The organism is Serratia sp. 25CWL12 (assembly GCF_055790885.1).
Genome location: NZ_CM147698.1, coordinates 555689 through 568968 on the forward strand (window position 1 = coordinate 555689; position 13280 = coordinate 568968).

15 protein-coding genes and 1 pseudogene are annotated in these 13280 nt (G+C 49.5%); 13 read left to right on the plus strand and 3 right to left on the minus strand.

Features of this window, described 5'->3' with window-relative positions; translation table 11 throughout:
- Positions 1-454 precede the first annotated feature (454 nt).
- Both ACX9GV_RS02515 and ACX9GV_RS02520 read right to left on the minus strand, forming a co-directional pair.
- Positions 455-985: a restriction endonuclease gene (locus tag ACX9GV_RS02515; RefSeq protein ID WP_283988352.1), complete on the minus strand. Its 531-nt coding sequence runs from the start codon at positions 983-985 to the stop codon at positions 455-457.
- Positions 986-1921 (minus strand): hypothetical protein, encoded by a 936-nt coding sequence (locus ACX9GV_RS02520; protein ID WP_473196940.1) that lies wholly within the window; start codon positions 1919-1921, stop codon positions 986-988.
- Positions 1922-2548: 627 nt separating this feature from the next.
- Here ACX9GV_RS02520 and ACX9GV_RS02525 point away from each other — a divergent pair.
- From ACX9GV_RS02525 to ACX9GV_RS02545, 5 genes are read left to right on the plus strand one after another with little or no spacing between them, the layout of a single operon-like run.
- A complete protein-coding gene (locus ACX9GV_RS02525) occupies positions 2549-2956 on the plus strand; it encodes a TIGR03757 family integrating conjugative element protein (RefSeq protein ID WP_473196941.1) in 408 nt (135 codons plus the stop codon).
- 14 nt (positions 2957-2970) lie between these two features.
- Positions 2971-3900, plus strand: coding sequence for a TIGR03756 family integrating conjugative element protein (locus ACX9GV_RS02530; RefSeq protein WP_473197962.1), 930 nt, complete (start codon positions 2971-2973; stop codon positions 3898-3900).
- Positions 3901-3918: 18 nt separating this feature from the next.
- Entirely contained in the window at positions 3919-5340 is a 1422-nt protein-coding gene (locus ACX9GV_RS02535; RefSeq protein WP_473196942.1) for an integrating conjugative element protein, read from the plus strand.
- A gap of 2 nt (positions 5341-5342) precedes the next feature.
- A complete protein-coding gene (locus ACX9GV_RS02540; RefSeq protein WP_473196943.1) occupies positions 5343-5711 on the plus strand; it encodes a hypothetical protein in 369 nt (122 codons plus the stop codon).
- Entirely contained in the window at positions 5711-7222 is a 1512-nt protein-coding gene (locus tag ACX9GV_RS02545) for a conjugal transfer protein TraG N-terminal domain-containing protein (RefSeq protein ID WP_473196944.1), read from the plus strand. The genes ACX9GV_RS02540 and ACX9GV_RS02545 overlap by 1 nt, the downstream gene beginning before the upstream one ends.
- A 36-nt stretch (positions 7223-7258) precedes the next feature.
- On the opposite strand, the gene ACX9GV_RS02550 is transcribed toward ACX9GV_RS02545, so the two are convergent.
- Positions 7259-7492, minus strand: a complete 234-nt coding sequence (locus ACX9GV_RS02550) for a hypothetical protein (RefSeq protein WP_473196945.1) — start codon at positions 7490-7492, stop codon at positions 7259-7261.
- Positions 7493-7761: 269 nt separating this feature from the next.
- Between ACX9GV_RS02550 and parM the strand changes: the two are divergent.
- The 8 genes and pseudogenes from parM to ACX9GV_RS02590 form a co-directional block, all read left to right on the plus strand.
- Positions 7762-8220 (plus strand): annotated as a pseudogene (parM, locus tag ACX9GV_RS02555) (plasmid segregation protein ParM domain-containing protein); the annotation flags it as partial.
- Entirely contained in the window at positions 8200-8721 is a 522-nt protein-coding gene (locus ACX9GV_RS02560) for a hypothetical protein (protein WP_473197963.1), read from the plus strand. The pseudogene parM and the gene ACX9GV_RS02560, both read left to right, overlap by 21 nt.
- A gap of 2 nt (positions 8722-8723) precedes the next feature.
- Positions 8724-9110, plus strand: a complete 387-nt coding sequence (locus ACX9GV_RS02565; protein WP_473196946.1) for a plasmid partitioning/stability family protein — start codon at positions 8724-8726, stop codon at positions 9108-9110.
- A gap of 1096 nt (positions 9111-10206) precedes the next feature.
- The gene (locus ACX9GV_RS02570; RefSeq protein ID WP_473196947.1) at positions 10207-11112 is read left to right on the plus strand and encodes an integrase domain-containing protein; all 906 of its coding nucleotides are present in this window, start codon (positions 10207-10209) and stop codon (positions 11110-11112) included.
- 323 nt (positions 11113-11435) lie between these two features.
- Positions 11436-11765 (plus strand): hypothetical protein, encoded by a 330-nt coding sequence (locus ACX9GV_RS02575; RefSeq protein ID WP_473196948.1) that lies wholly within the window; start codon positions 11436-11438, stop codon positions 11763-11765.
- A 22-nt stretch (positions 11766-11787) separates the two neighbouring features.
- A complete protein-coding gene (locus ACX9GV_RS02580) occupies positions 11788-12069 on the plus strand; it encodes a hypothetical protein (protein ID WP_473196949.1) in 282 nt (93 codons plus the stop codon).
- 100 nt (positions 12070-12169) lie between these two features.
- Positions 12170-12661 (plus strand): RadC family protein, encoded by a 492-nt coding sequence (gene radC / locus ACX9GV_RS02585; RefSeq protein ID WP_473196950.1) that lies wholly within the window; start codon positions 12170-12172, stop codon positions 12659-12661.
- 83 nt (positions 12662-12744) lie between these two features.
- A complete protein-coding gene (locus ACX9GV_RS02590) occupies positions 12745-13197 on the plus strand; it encodes an antirestriction protein (protein WP_473196951.1) in 453 nt (150 codons plus the stop codon).
- Positions 13198-13280 lie beyond the last annotated feature (83 nt).

The following is a 13280-nucleotide window of genomic DNA, read 5'->3' on the forward strand; positions in this document are numbered from 1 at the left end:
GCAGCTGCTGCTGAACAAATTTTCCGCTTCGCTGCAAGTTTGCCGCAGAGCGCGGCGTTAACTTCCGCTTCACGCTCGAAGCTGTCCTAAGTCCTGCCTACGGCAGCTTCGAGGGCGTGAAGCGGACATTAGCGATTGTTCTCAGTACCATGAAGAGCTAGTTAAACCTAGGTGTGTTAATCAATTGGAAGAAGCTCAACCCACCACAGGGCGGGCTGATACACAGTGATCTGTCCATAATCGAATCTCCTACTTTTTGTAATGGAGGATCCTCGAAAGTGAGGATCAGATGTTTATGCCAATTTAAGTTGAACCTCAAAACCTGCAGCATTATGATCTACCGTACTTTTTAACATCCCACAATCACATAAATTATATCCAAAAGCGAGCGTTTGACTTTACAGAAAATTATGAGTTCGGAGGAAAAATTTCCTGTAGCTACGCCTTATTATGTCTAAAGTACTTTGTGCACATAAAGCCCGCAGTATCGTTTTTTTATTAGCGCCCTGATATCATCTAAAGAAGTTAAAGAGCGAATATCATCCATAGTAATCACAATAACTCTAATACCATCTTGTAAAGCACTTGTTAAAATACCAATTGCTCCAGGCTCATTTCCGTCGCCTCTCACAAAGCTACCCGTAACACCATTGGCAGCAACAAATATACCGGTTGTTAAAGCTCGTCTACGGACTTTATTCACAAAATTATCTAATACTGATGCGCCAACAGCCGAGCTCCAATTTTTACACTCAACGAGGATCACTGAATCCCATGGTCTTAATATCTCTTCTGTCTGTGCATTCCACAGAACAATGTCTATTTCCTCTGAAGGCATCCTAACATCATGCTCAGTAATGTCTACCCCATTTAGATGAGCAAACATATAAATAGAAAGAAGCTCAAAAGACTGACCTTTTTGTTGATTTGTAATGGCTGCATCAACATCATTAATTAATGTTCTGAAGTGATTTAAGTCAAACATTTAGAACTCCTTTCCGTATAAGAGTTCTCTAACTTTCGTTTTGACAAGATATAATAGATCACTTGGGCTTATAACATTTATAAGATCATCTCGGTCTAACGCAATAACATTGATGCCCTCCTCAACTCTAAGCCTACTGAGTAATCTTTTGGTTCTTATATCATTTAATCCAGTCGTAGCTAATATTAATCCTTTAATTCCTGACTTCTTGCTTATCTTAAGGAGATTATGAAGCTTTGCCAAGCTCATTGACTTAATTGCTTTAATTTCAACGGCTATTGGATTCCCTAAAATAGAAAGCTCAGAATCTTCTTGGGAGTTCCAAATAACCAAGTCGAAACCAGTATCTCTACGATCAAGCGATTCAGATGCAGTAACCTCCCAACCTTCGATACCTGCAGCCCTCTCTGCAAGCCATTGTTCAAATAACCGAGCACGCCTATAACCTTCCACGGAAAAAAGATCGCGAAAATTTACAGCGGGCTGAAAGTTATGTAAGGCGGAATATTTTTTGTGCTCACTCCTAGGGCCGAGATAGCCAGATTTTCTTCTTGTTGCATCGTCAACTGCTTCTTTTAACTGAAAGACAAATTTGTTATCAAGAAAATCATATTTCGATACGCTTAATATTCTCTGGCCTCTAATCTCTGGTGGTAACGAATATTCGTTGTCAGTTATTATTACAACGGGCTTTCCTGCACCATGGGCTAACCCTATCTGATAATACAAGCTTTCAGAATTTTTATTAACGAACGCAACTAATACGTCACATAAATTAATCAGTCCCCACATAGCGCCTGATACAGTCTCTTGTTGATAAAAATCATCAATAGTTTCTACTTCATAGCCTTCCAATTGGGACATGTTTTTGAGTGAGTTTTTTAGCTCATTGGCCTCATGCGACAAACTATTTAATAATCCAATTCTCTTCATCATTATCTCTTAATGTCTTAAAATTCATAACGTCTGCCATTTAATTTAATCACCAAACTTTCTTTAAACAGTACAGTTTTTCATAGATGGCATATTTACTTAAGGGCTGATAACAAGCTCAGATTTCAATAGTCTATCCTCACAAGTATCAACACTTGGAACTTTGGTTCAAATTTATAGCCGAAAACATCATATTAGACAACCGAATAGGGTTATTAAAATGTTTTTCCTCTAAGCGGGCAACGTCCGCTTCACAGACTGTGTGAAAACCCTGACCGAAAACGGAAGTGCGTGCATCTACGTAAAATCTGAAATTGATCGACTGGTTAGTAGAGCCGAATTTTACGTATGAGCGCGGTTTTCAGCTCCGTTTTTAGCAGTCTCTGCGGTCAAAAACGTTTTCACACAGCCTGGGCACTTAGCAGATCATCAGGGATGGTTTAGCCACACTTTATTAAAAATCACACCCAGATTGAGCAACTACTCACCCGGTATGACTATCTCGATCAGACATCAATAATGTACGTAGTGGTTACTTTCCTTAATCTCCCCCAATGCATTTAGAGTTGTTTGCTGTTTTTGTCGCCAACTCACGTCACCCTGCGGTTTTATCCCACAGGAGTGAATGTGATGAAAAGACGAAACAGGGCCTTCCTGCTGGCCATCGGGTGTACCGCCGTGTCGGCACAGGCGGGGACCGTGGTGTACACCGACAGTCAGCACCCTCCCACAGGCTTGAGCGCTGGGAACCAGGTGATTTACCTGGATGCGCCCGAGACTGTCCAGCGCAACGTGTTTGGAGAATTGTCGTCAGATCCCCGCCTGGCAGAACAACAGGCCAAAGCGGTGCTGCAGTCCCCAAACTGGCAGCAGCAAGAGCAGCGTATTACCCTGGCTTACCAAGGCGTTATCCAGGCTTACAGTCTTGGATTGAAGAAATACCCTGCCGTAGTATTTGATGATCGCTATGTGGTTTATGGTACGGCAGATGTTGCCCTGGCCGAAGTGAAACTGGCCGAACTGAAGGGGGCACAATGACGTTCACTCCTTTCCTGCGTCATCGCCTGGCCACTGCGTTACTGTTGTATGGCGCAGCACAACCGTTCACGGCCAGTGCCATCAACTCGGCTCAAATCATTGCCAGTGCCATTTCCCCCACCTGCCTGGAGTACCGGATTGCCGGTATCTGCTACTGGCTGCTTTGCACCCCGTTTGGTTGTGTAGTTCGGACCTCCGTCAAAGTAAAACACTATATTCCCAATGCGGTGGTCTCCAGCTATGCCCAGGCAGGGGATAATCCCTGGTCAGAAGTGTCGATGCTTGGCACCGGTATTCCAGGCATTGCAGAAGGTGGTGGGAATAACGAACAGAAGCGCGGGCTGCGCAAAGATAACCTGCGTTATAAGAATGCTGATGCCATTGGTCACCCGGCGTTGGCTGCCCCGGTATTCAATAATTTTATGGGTTCAATGGGCTATACCTGCCCCGGTTCAGCCACGGCGTTTGTGCCGTATTTCCTCAGTACCCTGGATGCGCTGGTCTGGCGTAGTGGTGTCCCGGAAAGCTTTTACCCGGAGGCGGTGACTCCAGGGTTAAGGGAGGTTGGCTCTACCGGGGATATGTGGGGCAATGTCTATCCGCGCAGTGGGTTTGTCACTCAGGTGGATGACTACAAGGCTGCCGCTGTAGTCGCTCAACGCACGGCGGACATTATTACCCGTACTGGCCAGGTGCATGTTTATAACCCGATGACGGCCAGTAAAAGAGAAGGTTATTGGCCCCCGGAGCCGGTGACCGAAAACACCGGCACCAAGAATCATAAGTGGCAACGTCTAGCCCCCTCAATTTCGTCTTCCTGCGCCGTATTCCCAGACAGCAGCAACCCGATAGCGACAGACGGTGCTTACGCCTGGGCGCTGTGGCAACCCTATGCCTGCTGCCAGCGGCGTGGGCAGACGTTCCTCTACAGCACCGATTTCTAACCCAAGGGAGTGTATTCAATGACAGTGAAAATAGGGTTTAAAACAAGAATGCTGGCTGGCGTGGTCCTGCTGGCTTTGGTGCCATCGGTATTTGCGGCATTCAATCTCAGCGCGGAACAGGCCAACGCCGGTTATGGCAAGGCGGTGAAAGGTGCAGTGAACGACAACCTGTTTTACTCCATCGGCGGTGGCACGGTGATCTCCCAGCCGCCCAGCAGCAACAATATGGAGAAGCTCGGTTTGGGTATTGGTTGGAACAATGACCTGATGTGTGGCAATTTTGATTTGAGTACCACGGTCAAGAACCAGCTCAATGGTGCAACGCAGGGTTTCAAGAACATGATGGGGGATGTAATCAGTGGTGCGACAGGTGCCGTGGCCAGCTTGCCGGCAATGGTTATTCAACGCGCCAACCCTGGGTTGTATGAACTGCTCACCAACGGGGTGTTGCAAGCCAACGTGGCATTCGACAAGGCACAGCTTAACTGCCAGGCGATGTCGAAGAAACTGGCCGATTACACCTTATCCGGCAAGTTAACGCAGACCGCTATCGGCCAAGAGTTCCAGAACGTGATCGCCAGTACATCGGATGCTATCCGGGCGGATAACAGCTTAAAACAGTCGAGCGGTAAAGAAGGGGTGAAGTGGGTGGGGGGCCAGCAGCGTGGTGGTGCCGGGCAAAAAGCCATCAAACCGACTTATGACATTGCCAAAGCAGGCTACAACATCCTCAACAAGCAACCGGCCACCAGTGATGCAACAGTGACCGCCAGTGCCTGTAACGGTGCTTTGTGCCAGAAATACCCCACCAGTGCACAAGCAGCGGAGGCAGTGGTCAAGGTGCTGGGTGATCGTGCCTTGCGCACCTGCGTCAGTGGTAATGAATGCAGCAGTGGTGGACTGGAAAACGAACCAGGTACCTCGACACCGGGCGAGGGCTTCTCTCCCATGTTGGAGAAGACCACTCAAGATAACCTGGAGGTTCTGGTCAAACTGGTCAACGGTAATCTGGCCCCAAACGCCAGCAATCTAGCGACCTTGAAAACTGGCGACTTGGCGGTTACGCGCGGGGTGATCCAGGCATTGAAAGATGACCCGGACAATGGAGCTTTGGTGCAACGGCTAGCGGGTGAGTTGGCGATGGCGGACACCATTACCACCGCATTGGCCATGCGCCGGATGTTAATGGTGGGGCAGTCAGAGCCCAGCGTAGCAGCACAAGAACCGATTGTTGCCGAGTCGGACCGCCGCCTGGAATTTTTAGACCGTGAGATCCAGGCACTGAAAAATGAAATGGAGATCCGCAAAGCCATTAGCAACAACTCTATTTTGGTGGCGATCACCCGCCAGGAGGCGCGGGAAGTGGATAACAGCCTGCGTCAGGATAACCAGCAAAACGACCGTGCTATCCAAGGGCTTAGCCAGCCTAAGGAGGAATGATCATGACCACTGAACGCATTTCTAAAGATGAGCATCGCTCCAATCGCATAACGGTGCGCCGGTGGCGTAGAGCTGCCACCATCATGTTCGGGATGGTGGGGATGTTGCTGTTGGCGGGATGTGCAACGGCATTAGGGCTGTATCTGGCCGGGAATGAAACGGCATTGACGGACTGGTTGCGACAGGCCCGTGTACCGCTGTTGATCTGGCGGCTAACGCTGTACGGCATCGTGGCTGCAATGTGGTTTCACCGTGTACGCGCGGTATTGTTGCGTCAGGCACCGTCACCAGCGGCGGTCTACCGACTTGAGGTGATGATGGTATGCCTGGCATTGCTGATTGAGTTCACCAGTTACCGTTGGGGGATGTGATGACGACGGACAGTTATCTGGAGTTTTTCCTGGTGTTCCTGGGCTGGCTGATTAACAACGCCCTGTGGAGCATCATTACTACCACAGGATTGTTTGCTTTGCCATTGGTACTGAAAGTGGCCGGGGTCTGGCTGAAGGTGCGCACTGAGGGGGATGATGAGGGGAACAAGGGGGCACTGGCGTTGCCCCGCATCGAGCAGGTTCTGTATGTGGCATTTGTGGTGATCCTGTTCTGTGCGATGCCGTTCAAAGAGGTGGATCTGACTGTGATGAAGTTTGATCAGACTCGCTCCAGGCAGTGTGGCATTAACGTCCCGAAGCCTGACGAGTCGGGCTACGGTGGCTTATTGAACGACTTCAATGGCCAAGTGGCCAAGGTGCCGATGTGGTGGTATCTGGTTCATAACCTGTCAAAAGGGGTCACTCATGCTGCAATTGCTTCCATACCCTGCGGTAAGGAGTTACGACAACTGCGCTTTGAGGTGCAGCATACGCAATTGATTGACCCGGTGATCCGCCAGGAAGTGCAGGAATTTGCCAATCAGTGTTATTCCAAGGCCTATTTCAAGCTGAAGTCCACCAACAGCCAACTGACTGACGCCACCATCAATTCGGTGGGCTGGATAGGTTCAAGCTATTTCCTCAACACTGCTGGGTATTATGACTACTACACCTCAACGTCGCCCCGCTCGCAGTGGCCCTACAGCGAGAGCCGTGACAGTGGTTACCCTGACGTTGGGCGCGGTGGCTACCCGAGTTGTAAAACCTGGTGGAATACGGCGGAAATCGGCCTCAAAAGCCGCTTGTCGGCAGCCTATCACCCCAAAGTGGTCAACAGAATGAAGGTGAGAGATCCGGCAAACTGGGAAGAAAATCTGTTGCGTTGGCTGGTGAGCCCGCAAAACACCCTGATGTCTGGCGGTAAAGAAACCTATATGGCGGGGAGTCAACGGGGGACCGGGATTGCACTGGATACTACTTTTAAACAGATGGTTAGCAGCCTGGGTGCATTTTCAGCGCAGGCTACCCAGTTACCGGCATTCGATGCTTTACGGCAGGCGTTACCCATGGTGCATGGCATCCTGATGATGGCAATGGTGATCTGCATCCCGCTGGTGATGTTGTTTGGTGCGTACGATCCCAAAGTGGTGGTAACACTGACCTTTGCTCTGTTTGCCCTGACGTTTGTCACGTTCTGGTGGGAACTGGGGAGTTGGATGGATGATCGGTTGATCGAGATTGTCTACACTGGCGCGAACGGTTATTACAACTGGTTCAGCAGTGTCGGGGCCGAAGGTTGGATCATGAATCTGGTACTAGGGGCGATGTTTGTGGTGCTGCCCGCGTTTTGGTTTGGGGCTATAAGCTGGAGCGGGGTGCAAGTAGGGGGTGTTATATCTCAATCACTCATGAATGCTTCTGATGGGAGCCGTGCCGCAGGTGCTCAAGGGGGAAAGATCGCTTTAGAAACAGCTAAAACCGTAGCTACCAAAGGAATGGGTAAGAAATAGTGAGAAAGATGGGTGGTAACAATGGATACAATGTTATCACTCATCGTCCTGATCTGTTCTCATTCCATTCACGTAGTATCCATAGCCGCTATGACCATTACGTAGTTCGCCTATTCCGTTCTCTTTCTTGATACTTTCAGATGAGTTACTGCTTTTTCCTGATGTAAAAACAAAAATAAAGGCAGAAAACACCATCTTTACGGCTTCGACTAACCCTTTGGCGATGACACCCCAGATATCATCCTGTTGATTTGACGCTTTATTGGTCATGGCCCTTAACCTCCAGAATTTTTTCACCCTTACATTACGGCAGATGCGATGTTGGGACAACTGGTTTGCTGCATAAAGGGTGGCGCAATGTGAGACAGCTCATGACGCATTTTGAGTCAGGGGAGGCAGTAAAAGCGCTAGGGAAATTATAAATTTCTCAATTTGAGTTAAGAATGGACTCAATTATTGATTCGTCCGAAGGTAAGCGTGTTTCAGGCACTCATATTTTCTCAATATGAGTCATATCAATACGCAATCAGAGACATAGCATGCTCAACATATCTTGTGATGATGGATCGACCTACGTAAAACTGGCCTGGCTGGAACAGGGCGAGATTAAGACACACCTGTAGGGTAACAGTTTCAAAGATGGTTGGAGCCCTGCAATCTTGGGGACGGGAAGGGTGTTCAATTACACCGTTGATGGTAAGAAGTATTCCCATGACCTGGGGAGTACTGCGTCGATCGGCACCACCTACGTCGGCTATCAATACAGCACAACGAACCTGCTCGCTATCCACCATGCGCTGCTGACATCTGGTTTGTCGCCGCAGGACATCATATTGACGGTCACACTGCCGGTGACGGAGTTCTTCGATTCTGATAATCAGCCGAATGAGATGAATATTGAAGCAAAGAAAAAGAATGTTCTCCGTGATATCTCGTTGAATAAAGGCGAAGTCTTTAAAATCATACAGGTAAACGTGATGCCGGAGTCGTTACCCGCAGCATTGTCCTCCATCATTGCCGATGAGGTTACGCCCCTGGAACGTAGTCTGATTGTCGATTTGGGTGGGACAACGCTGGACTGTGGCATGATACAGGGTGCGTTTGAGAGCATCACTGAAATCAAGGGGAATGCTGAAATTGGCACGTCAAGGGTTACTCGTGCAGTGATGAATGCCCTGATAAATGCATCTACGCCAAGCAGCTACTATGTGGCAGGGGAAATAATTAAAAACCATGCTGATCAAGATTATTTGTGTACGCTAATTAATGATGTTGAGCAGATAGGGAATATCCAGTCGGTAATACAGAGGGAGTCCTCTTCCCTGGCGGAGAGTGTAAGAAATGAAATTGAGTCATTCAATGGGATGCATCGTATATATCTCACGGGTGGCGGTGCTGAAATTATCTACCCCTATATCGAAAAGTACTTCCCTCGGCATAAAGTGAGCAAAATAGAAGAGCCGCAGTTTGCTCTGGTCAAAGCGATGGCTAGGTCCTGATTATGGATAATAAACGAAAGAAGATAATAGCATATCTGCATCCGTCAATATATCCTCAGGAAAAATTGACTCAGCAATATGTAGAGGGTTTGCCTGTGCAAATCCGTGGCGAATTCTACCGACAGGCTATTGTTTGTGGCGTGGCCTTATCGTTTGTTGATCCCAGGTTGGTTAACTTGATTAGTGGTTTCTTTAATGAATCAATAACAGCGAGGGACGTGATCAGGCTTATAGAACAGGTGAATTGTAATCAATCAAATGGAGTAGGAGTTAATAGATTTGGTGATGTTATTTCAGAGGGCTCTTTCGTCCCTCCAAATAATACAATGCCAGAAGTCGGAAAAACTGAGAAAAATGCCATCAAGAACCTGTCCATGTTAAAAAAATAAATTGAGTTATGCACATATCCACGGTCAGAAAAGCCAGTGCAGCCGGGGGCCACCCAGCACCCCGGCAAACGGGAGCGGTCTGTGAGCGGGGCAAGCGAACAGACTCTGGCGGTGGGTATGTGTAGAACTCCGACACCTCAGCACCATATACCCCGTTTTCTTTTTGTTTGAAGGTTTTCCAGCCCTACACTATGATGACCATGTTTCACCGTTGTCACTGACAACACCCAATGCTGCCATGACCTGTAAGGCAGCGCTGTAAAGCGGTCAAACCCCAGTTGCCTAGACCTGAAATGCAACGCTTTTAGAGCGGTAACCCCCCTGAATCTTTGAGAGCGGGGATCGCAGCTTACTGCGATGAAGGTACGTTTATCCCTCAAATGATGACTTCTCCGCACTGGAGAACGTCCAGAACAATGCACGGTTTCCTGGGTTTACGTCCAGCCATCCCGGCAACATTTGCGGCTCTCTGCAAGGCCAATTGGAACATTTGGCCTCTGCGAGAGCAGCATTTGGCGCGGGATTGGCGCAGCGCGTCACTTGTGTCAATGCAACGCATTACCAAGTGACGCGCGAAGCGCATAACGGACAAACCCACGTCATACGGGCTTTCACAACGTCTACTACCCTCTGACCGACACGTAGTACCCTGGCCGAACCTCGGGCTACGCAACGTTCAGTGAACTAGATGGATATTTTTTAAACCCACGCGTCATAAAAACGGGGAACCCCCTATGAAGACGCTTACCCATGAAATGAAGGAGAACAATCGACTCGGTAACGATGGCAACGTCAGTCAACGCTGACGGATGGAGGTGACCTGACAACAGTCAGGAACCGGCGAAAGCCGCAAGCAGCTCAGCGAGCTGTGGATACCTCACAAGAACTCAACATTTTGCCACCCCGATGCACAGTCACCAGTCGAGCCGCAGGAAGCGCAATATAAACCGTGCCGTCGGGGCCAGGATGTATCACTGTCGTACTGGACGTCGTTCAGACGTCGTGGCGTACATCAAAAATGCAGTTCGGTGTGTCTTTCATCTCTCGGGATGAAAGCGGCAGTGTCGTGCGTTTTTCAGGACGAAAGGGGGCAGCGATGTCGCGAGCCAATAAGCAGTTAAGTAAACAATTAATCACCTTGGCCCGAAAGTCAGGGGGGAGTTTTAAAACCGTTGCGGACCGCGCCAGAATAGCGTCTCGATTGGCGGAGAGTATGCTGAAGTTAAACATTCAGATCCGCGACGTGAGCAATATTAAAACTAATCATATCGAGCTCTATATTAAGAGTCGCCAGTCTGAAAATATCTCAAAACGGACGATGCAAAATGAAATGGCGGCTATCCGGGCGATATTCACCACGGCAGGCAGGACGAAACTCGCCGATCCGAACCATGAGCGATTAAGTAATTCAGCGCTCGGCTTGTCCGGGGCCAGTCGTGACGGTTCTAAAGTCGCTATTTCGGACGAGCGCTATCACACAGCGCTCGTCCATATACGTGAAAAAGACGAAGGTGTAGCCGCAACCATGCAGTTGGCGCGCTATTTAGGGTTAAGAACAGAAGAAGCCGTGCAGTCCGCCAAATCATTAAAAACCTGGCAGCAGGCATTGAATAAAGGTGATGAACGGCTGCGTATTGTATTTGGCACTAAAGGTGGTCGCCCGAGAGAAACGACGATTGTTCATCGTGACCAGGTTATTCAGGCAGTGGGTGACGCAATTAAATATGCCAATCAGCATGGTGGGCGATTAATTGATAAACCCACATTACATTCGGCTATCGACCGTTATCGAAATACACTAAAAGACGCGGGACTTACCGGAAAGGAATCCCCTCATAGTTTGCGTTACGCGTATTCTCGCGAGGCAACGGAATACCATATGCGCAAGGGGTTAAGCCGAAAAGAGGCAGAAGCCATGGTCTCGATGGATCTGGGACATGGCGATGGCCGTGGGCATTATGTCGCCAGGGTGTATAACCGGGTTGATGAGGGTGAGAATTAATTTCCACGAAAGGGCTTGTTGAACTCGTTTGATTTATGTACGATTTTAAATGCTAAACCGTTGTCGCTGACAACACCCGATGCTGCCGTGACCTGTAAGGCAGCGCTGTAAAGTGGTCAAACCCCAGTTGCCTAGACCTGAAACGCAACGCTTTTAGAGCGGTAACCCCCCTGAATCTTTGAGAGCGGGGATCGCAGTTTACTGCGATGAAGGTACGTTTATCCAATATGCCTTTGAATGGCATCCTGTCTGATTGACTCACCCTTGAGGGAACACGCTTCCCTTCAGGGCAGTGGTGTTCCCTTTTTTTTATGGAGAACATCATGCAAACCCTTACCCAGCGTTATGCTGCATCCGTCGCCCGTGGGGCTTTTCCCCTGTTTGATTTGCTTTTTCCTGAACGGAAGGAAGCACTTCGAGGTGACTGGACAGCGAATAAAACCGGGCGTGTCAGCTACCGTGCCGAGGTCTTTCCGCTTGAGGAAGGAGCCTGGGGCATGGCGATACTGTGCCGTACCGGTTGGCACTCTGGTGAATATAGCTACGAGTGGTGCCGTGTGGGCCTGAATGCGGGCCCCAGTCGTCACCAGGTATTTCGTGAAGCCTGCCTGCTCGCCGAGCAACTGGCGACGCTTCGTTACCGTTATCACTAAACCAAACAAACAGGAGTGACTGATGACAACGTTTGTTCTGGTGGCAGACTATCGTAACGCCACAGACCGCCTGTTTACGTTGGCCAACGTGCATTTTTGTGCGTGTGTGACCGACAGCGAACGGTGTTCGTGGCGTAGCTGTGCGCAACGCCACCTTGCTGAACTGGAAAACCTGGGCTGCAAGCGAGCGAGTGAGCGAGACCGGCGTTGTTTTACCCAGGCCTGTCAGCTTCTGCGTGAACGTATTGCCATGGTAGGTCCACACGGCGAGGTGCTGTTACCGACCTCGGTGGTGGATCGCTAACGCGGTACCGTCTGCATTTTACACTTTTCATGATTTTCACCTGATTGGGTTGACCTCTGCCCGACAGGGCAGGTGTACGCCGATCTTTCTGGAGTACCCCATGCACTATGAGTCTCATGAGCAACATATCATCACCCAGGCTATCGGTTTGTTGGAACGACAACTGCAAGCCCGCACGGTGGTGCTGACACAACCTGATGCGGTTCGCCGCTATCTGCGTTTGCAACTGGAAAGGCAGGATCGCGAGGTGTTTATGGTGATGTTCCTGGATAACCAGCACCGGTTGATCGCGTGTGAAACGCTGTTTACCGGCACGTTGGCTTCGGTCAATGTTTATCCCAGGGAAATCGTCAAACAGGCTCTGGCCTACAATGCCGCAGCGGTGATCCTGGCGCATAACCATCCCTCGGGGATGGCTGAGCCCAGCCAGGCGGACAGAGCCGTGACGGATACAGTGACCGCCGCGCTGTCATTAATTGATGTGCGTGTGTTGGATCACATGGTGATCGGTCATGGCGAGGCGGTTTCGTTTGCCGAGCGTGGTTGGCTCAACGCGCTTAATGACTTGCCTGTTCGCAGTTCGCTCGCGTAGGGCACATAACCTGATTTAACTCAATCCTTTGTGGGGCCCGTCCCCAAAGGGCAGGTCCCACTCTTTTTTGGAGAAGACCTGGAATGACACAAACGACAACAGCAGAAACACCTGCCGTCACGGCGGAGATAAAGGAATGGATGACCAGTTATTACGGCCTGGTTTCCATACTTGTCCAACAGAGATTTTCTCCGGACAGTGCCAATCTTCATGTGATTAAGTTTACTGAGATGTGCTACGCCTTCGCGCGTAAATTCAGTCAGGACTATAGCGGTGATTTTTGGCATTGGTACACCCAATCTGATGGCGGGTTCTTTGTCTGCCCTCAGACCGAGAAAACCTATCGGATCGAGGTTAATTCAAACTATTACCAAGGTGAGATGAGCGCCCAGGCATTGGGGCTGACGGTGTCATTGTATGCCCTGTGCGTCCTAGCGGAAACTGGCCATGACTTTTTCATTGAGAGTTATTACCGGCTACGCAGTTTTGCTCTGGCGCATCCCGAAGGCATGGCGATTGCCGGTGCCATTGATTAGAGCCATCCACGGGCGTTAACCCGCCCGGTATTTTACTCACCCATAGGGGACTGATTCCCCTATGGGCGGTCGGTCCCCGTTTT

Bases quoted from the DNA above. Each gene is read 5' to 3' on its own strand.
- ACX9GV_RS02515 (WP_283988352.1), bottom strand. From the start codon at position 985: ATGTTTGACTTAAATCACTTCAGAACATTAATTAATGATGTTGATGCA.
- ACX9GV_RS02520 (WP_473196940.1), bottom strand. From the start codon at position 1,921: ATGATGAAGAGAATTGGATTATTAAATAGTTTGTCGCATGAGGCCAAT.
- ACX9GV_RS02525 (WP_473196941.1), top strand. From the start codon at position 2,549: ATGAAAAGACGAAACAGGGCCTTCCTGCTGGCCATCGGGTGTACCGCC.
- ACX9GV_RS02535 (WP_473196942.1), top strand. From the start codon at position 3,919: ATGACAGTGAAAATAGGGTTTAAAACAAGAATGCTGGCTGGCGTGGTC.
- ACX9GV_RS02540 (WP_473196943.1), top strand. From the start codon at position 5,343: ATGACCACTGAACGCATTTCTAAAGATGAGCATCGCTCCAATCGCATA.
- ACX9GV_RS02545 (WP_473196944.1), top strand. From the start codon at position 5,711: ATGACGACGGACAGTTATCTGGAGTTTTTCCTGGTGTTCCTGGGCTGG.
- ACX9GV_RS02550 (WP_473196945.1), bottom strand. From the start codon at position 7,492: ATGACCAATAAAGCGTCAAATCAACAGGATGATATCTGGGGTGTCATC.
- ACX9GV_RS02560 (WP_473197963.1), top strand. From the start codon at position 8,200: ATGCCGGAGTCGTTACCCGCAGCATTGTCCTCCATCATTGCCGATGAG.
- ACX9GV_RS02565 (WP_473196946.1), top strand. From the start codon at position 8,724: ATGGATAATAAACGAAAGAAGATAATAGCATATCTGCATCCGTCAATA.
- ACX9GV_RS02570 (WP_473196947.1), top strand. From the start codon at position 10,207: ATGTCGCGAGCCAATAAGCAGTTAAGTAAACAATTAATCACCTTGGCC.
- ACX9GV_RS02575 (WP_473196948.1), top strand. From the start codon at position 11,436: ATGCAAACCCTTACCCAGCGTTATGCTGCATCCGTCGCCCGTGGGGCT.
- ACX9GV_RS02580 (WP_473196949.1), top strand. From the start codon at position 11,788: ATGACAACGTTTGTTCTGGTGGCAGACTATCGTAACGCCACAGACCGC.
- radC (WP_473196950.1), top strand. From the start codon at position 12,170: ATGCACTATGAGTCTCATGAGCAACATATCATCACCCAGGCTATCGGT.
- ACX9GV_RS02590 (WP_473196951.1), top strand. From the start codon at position 12,745: ATGACACAAACGACAACAGCAGAAACACCTGCCGTCACGGCGGAGATA.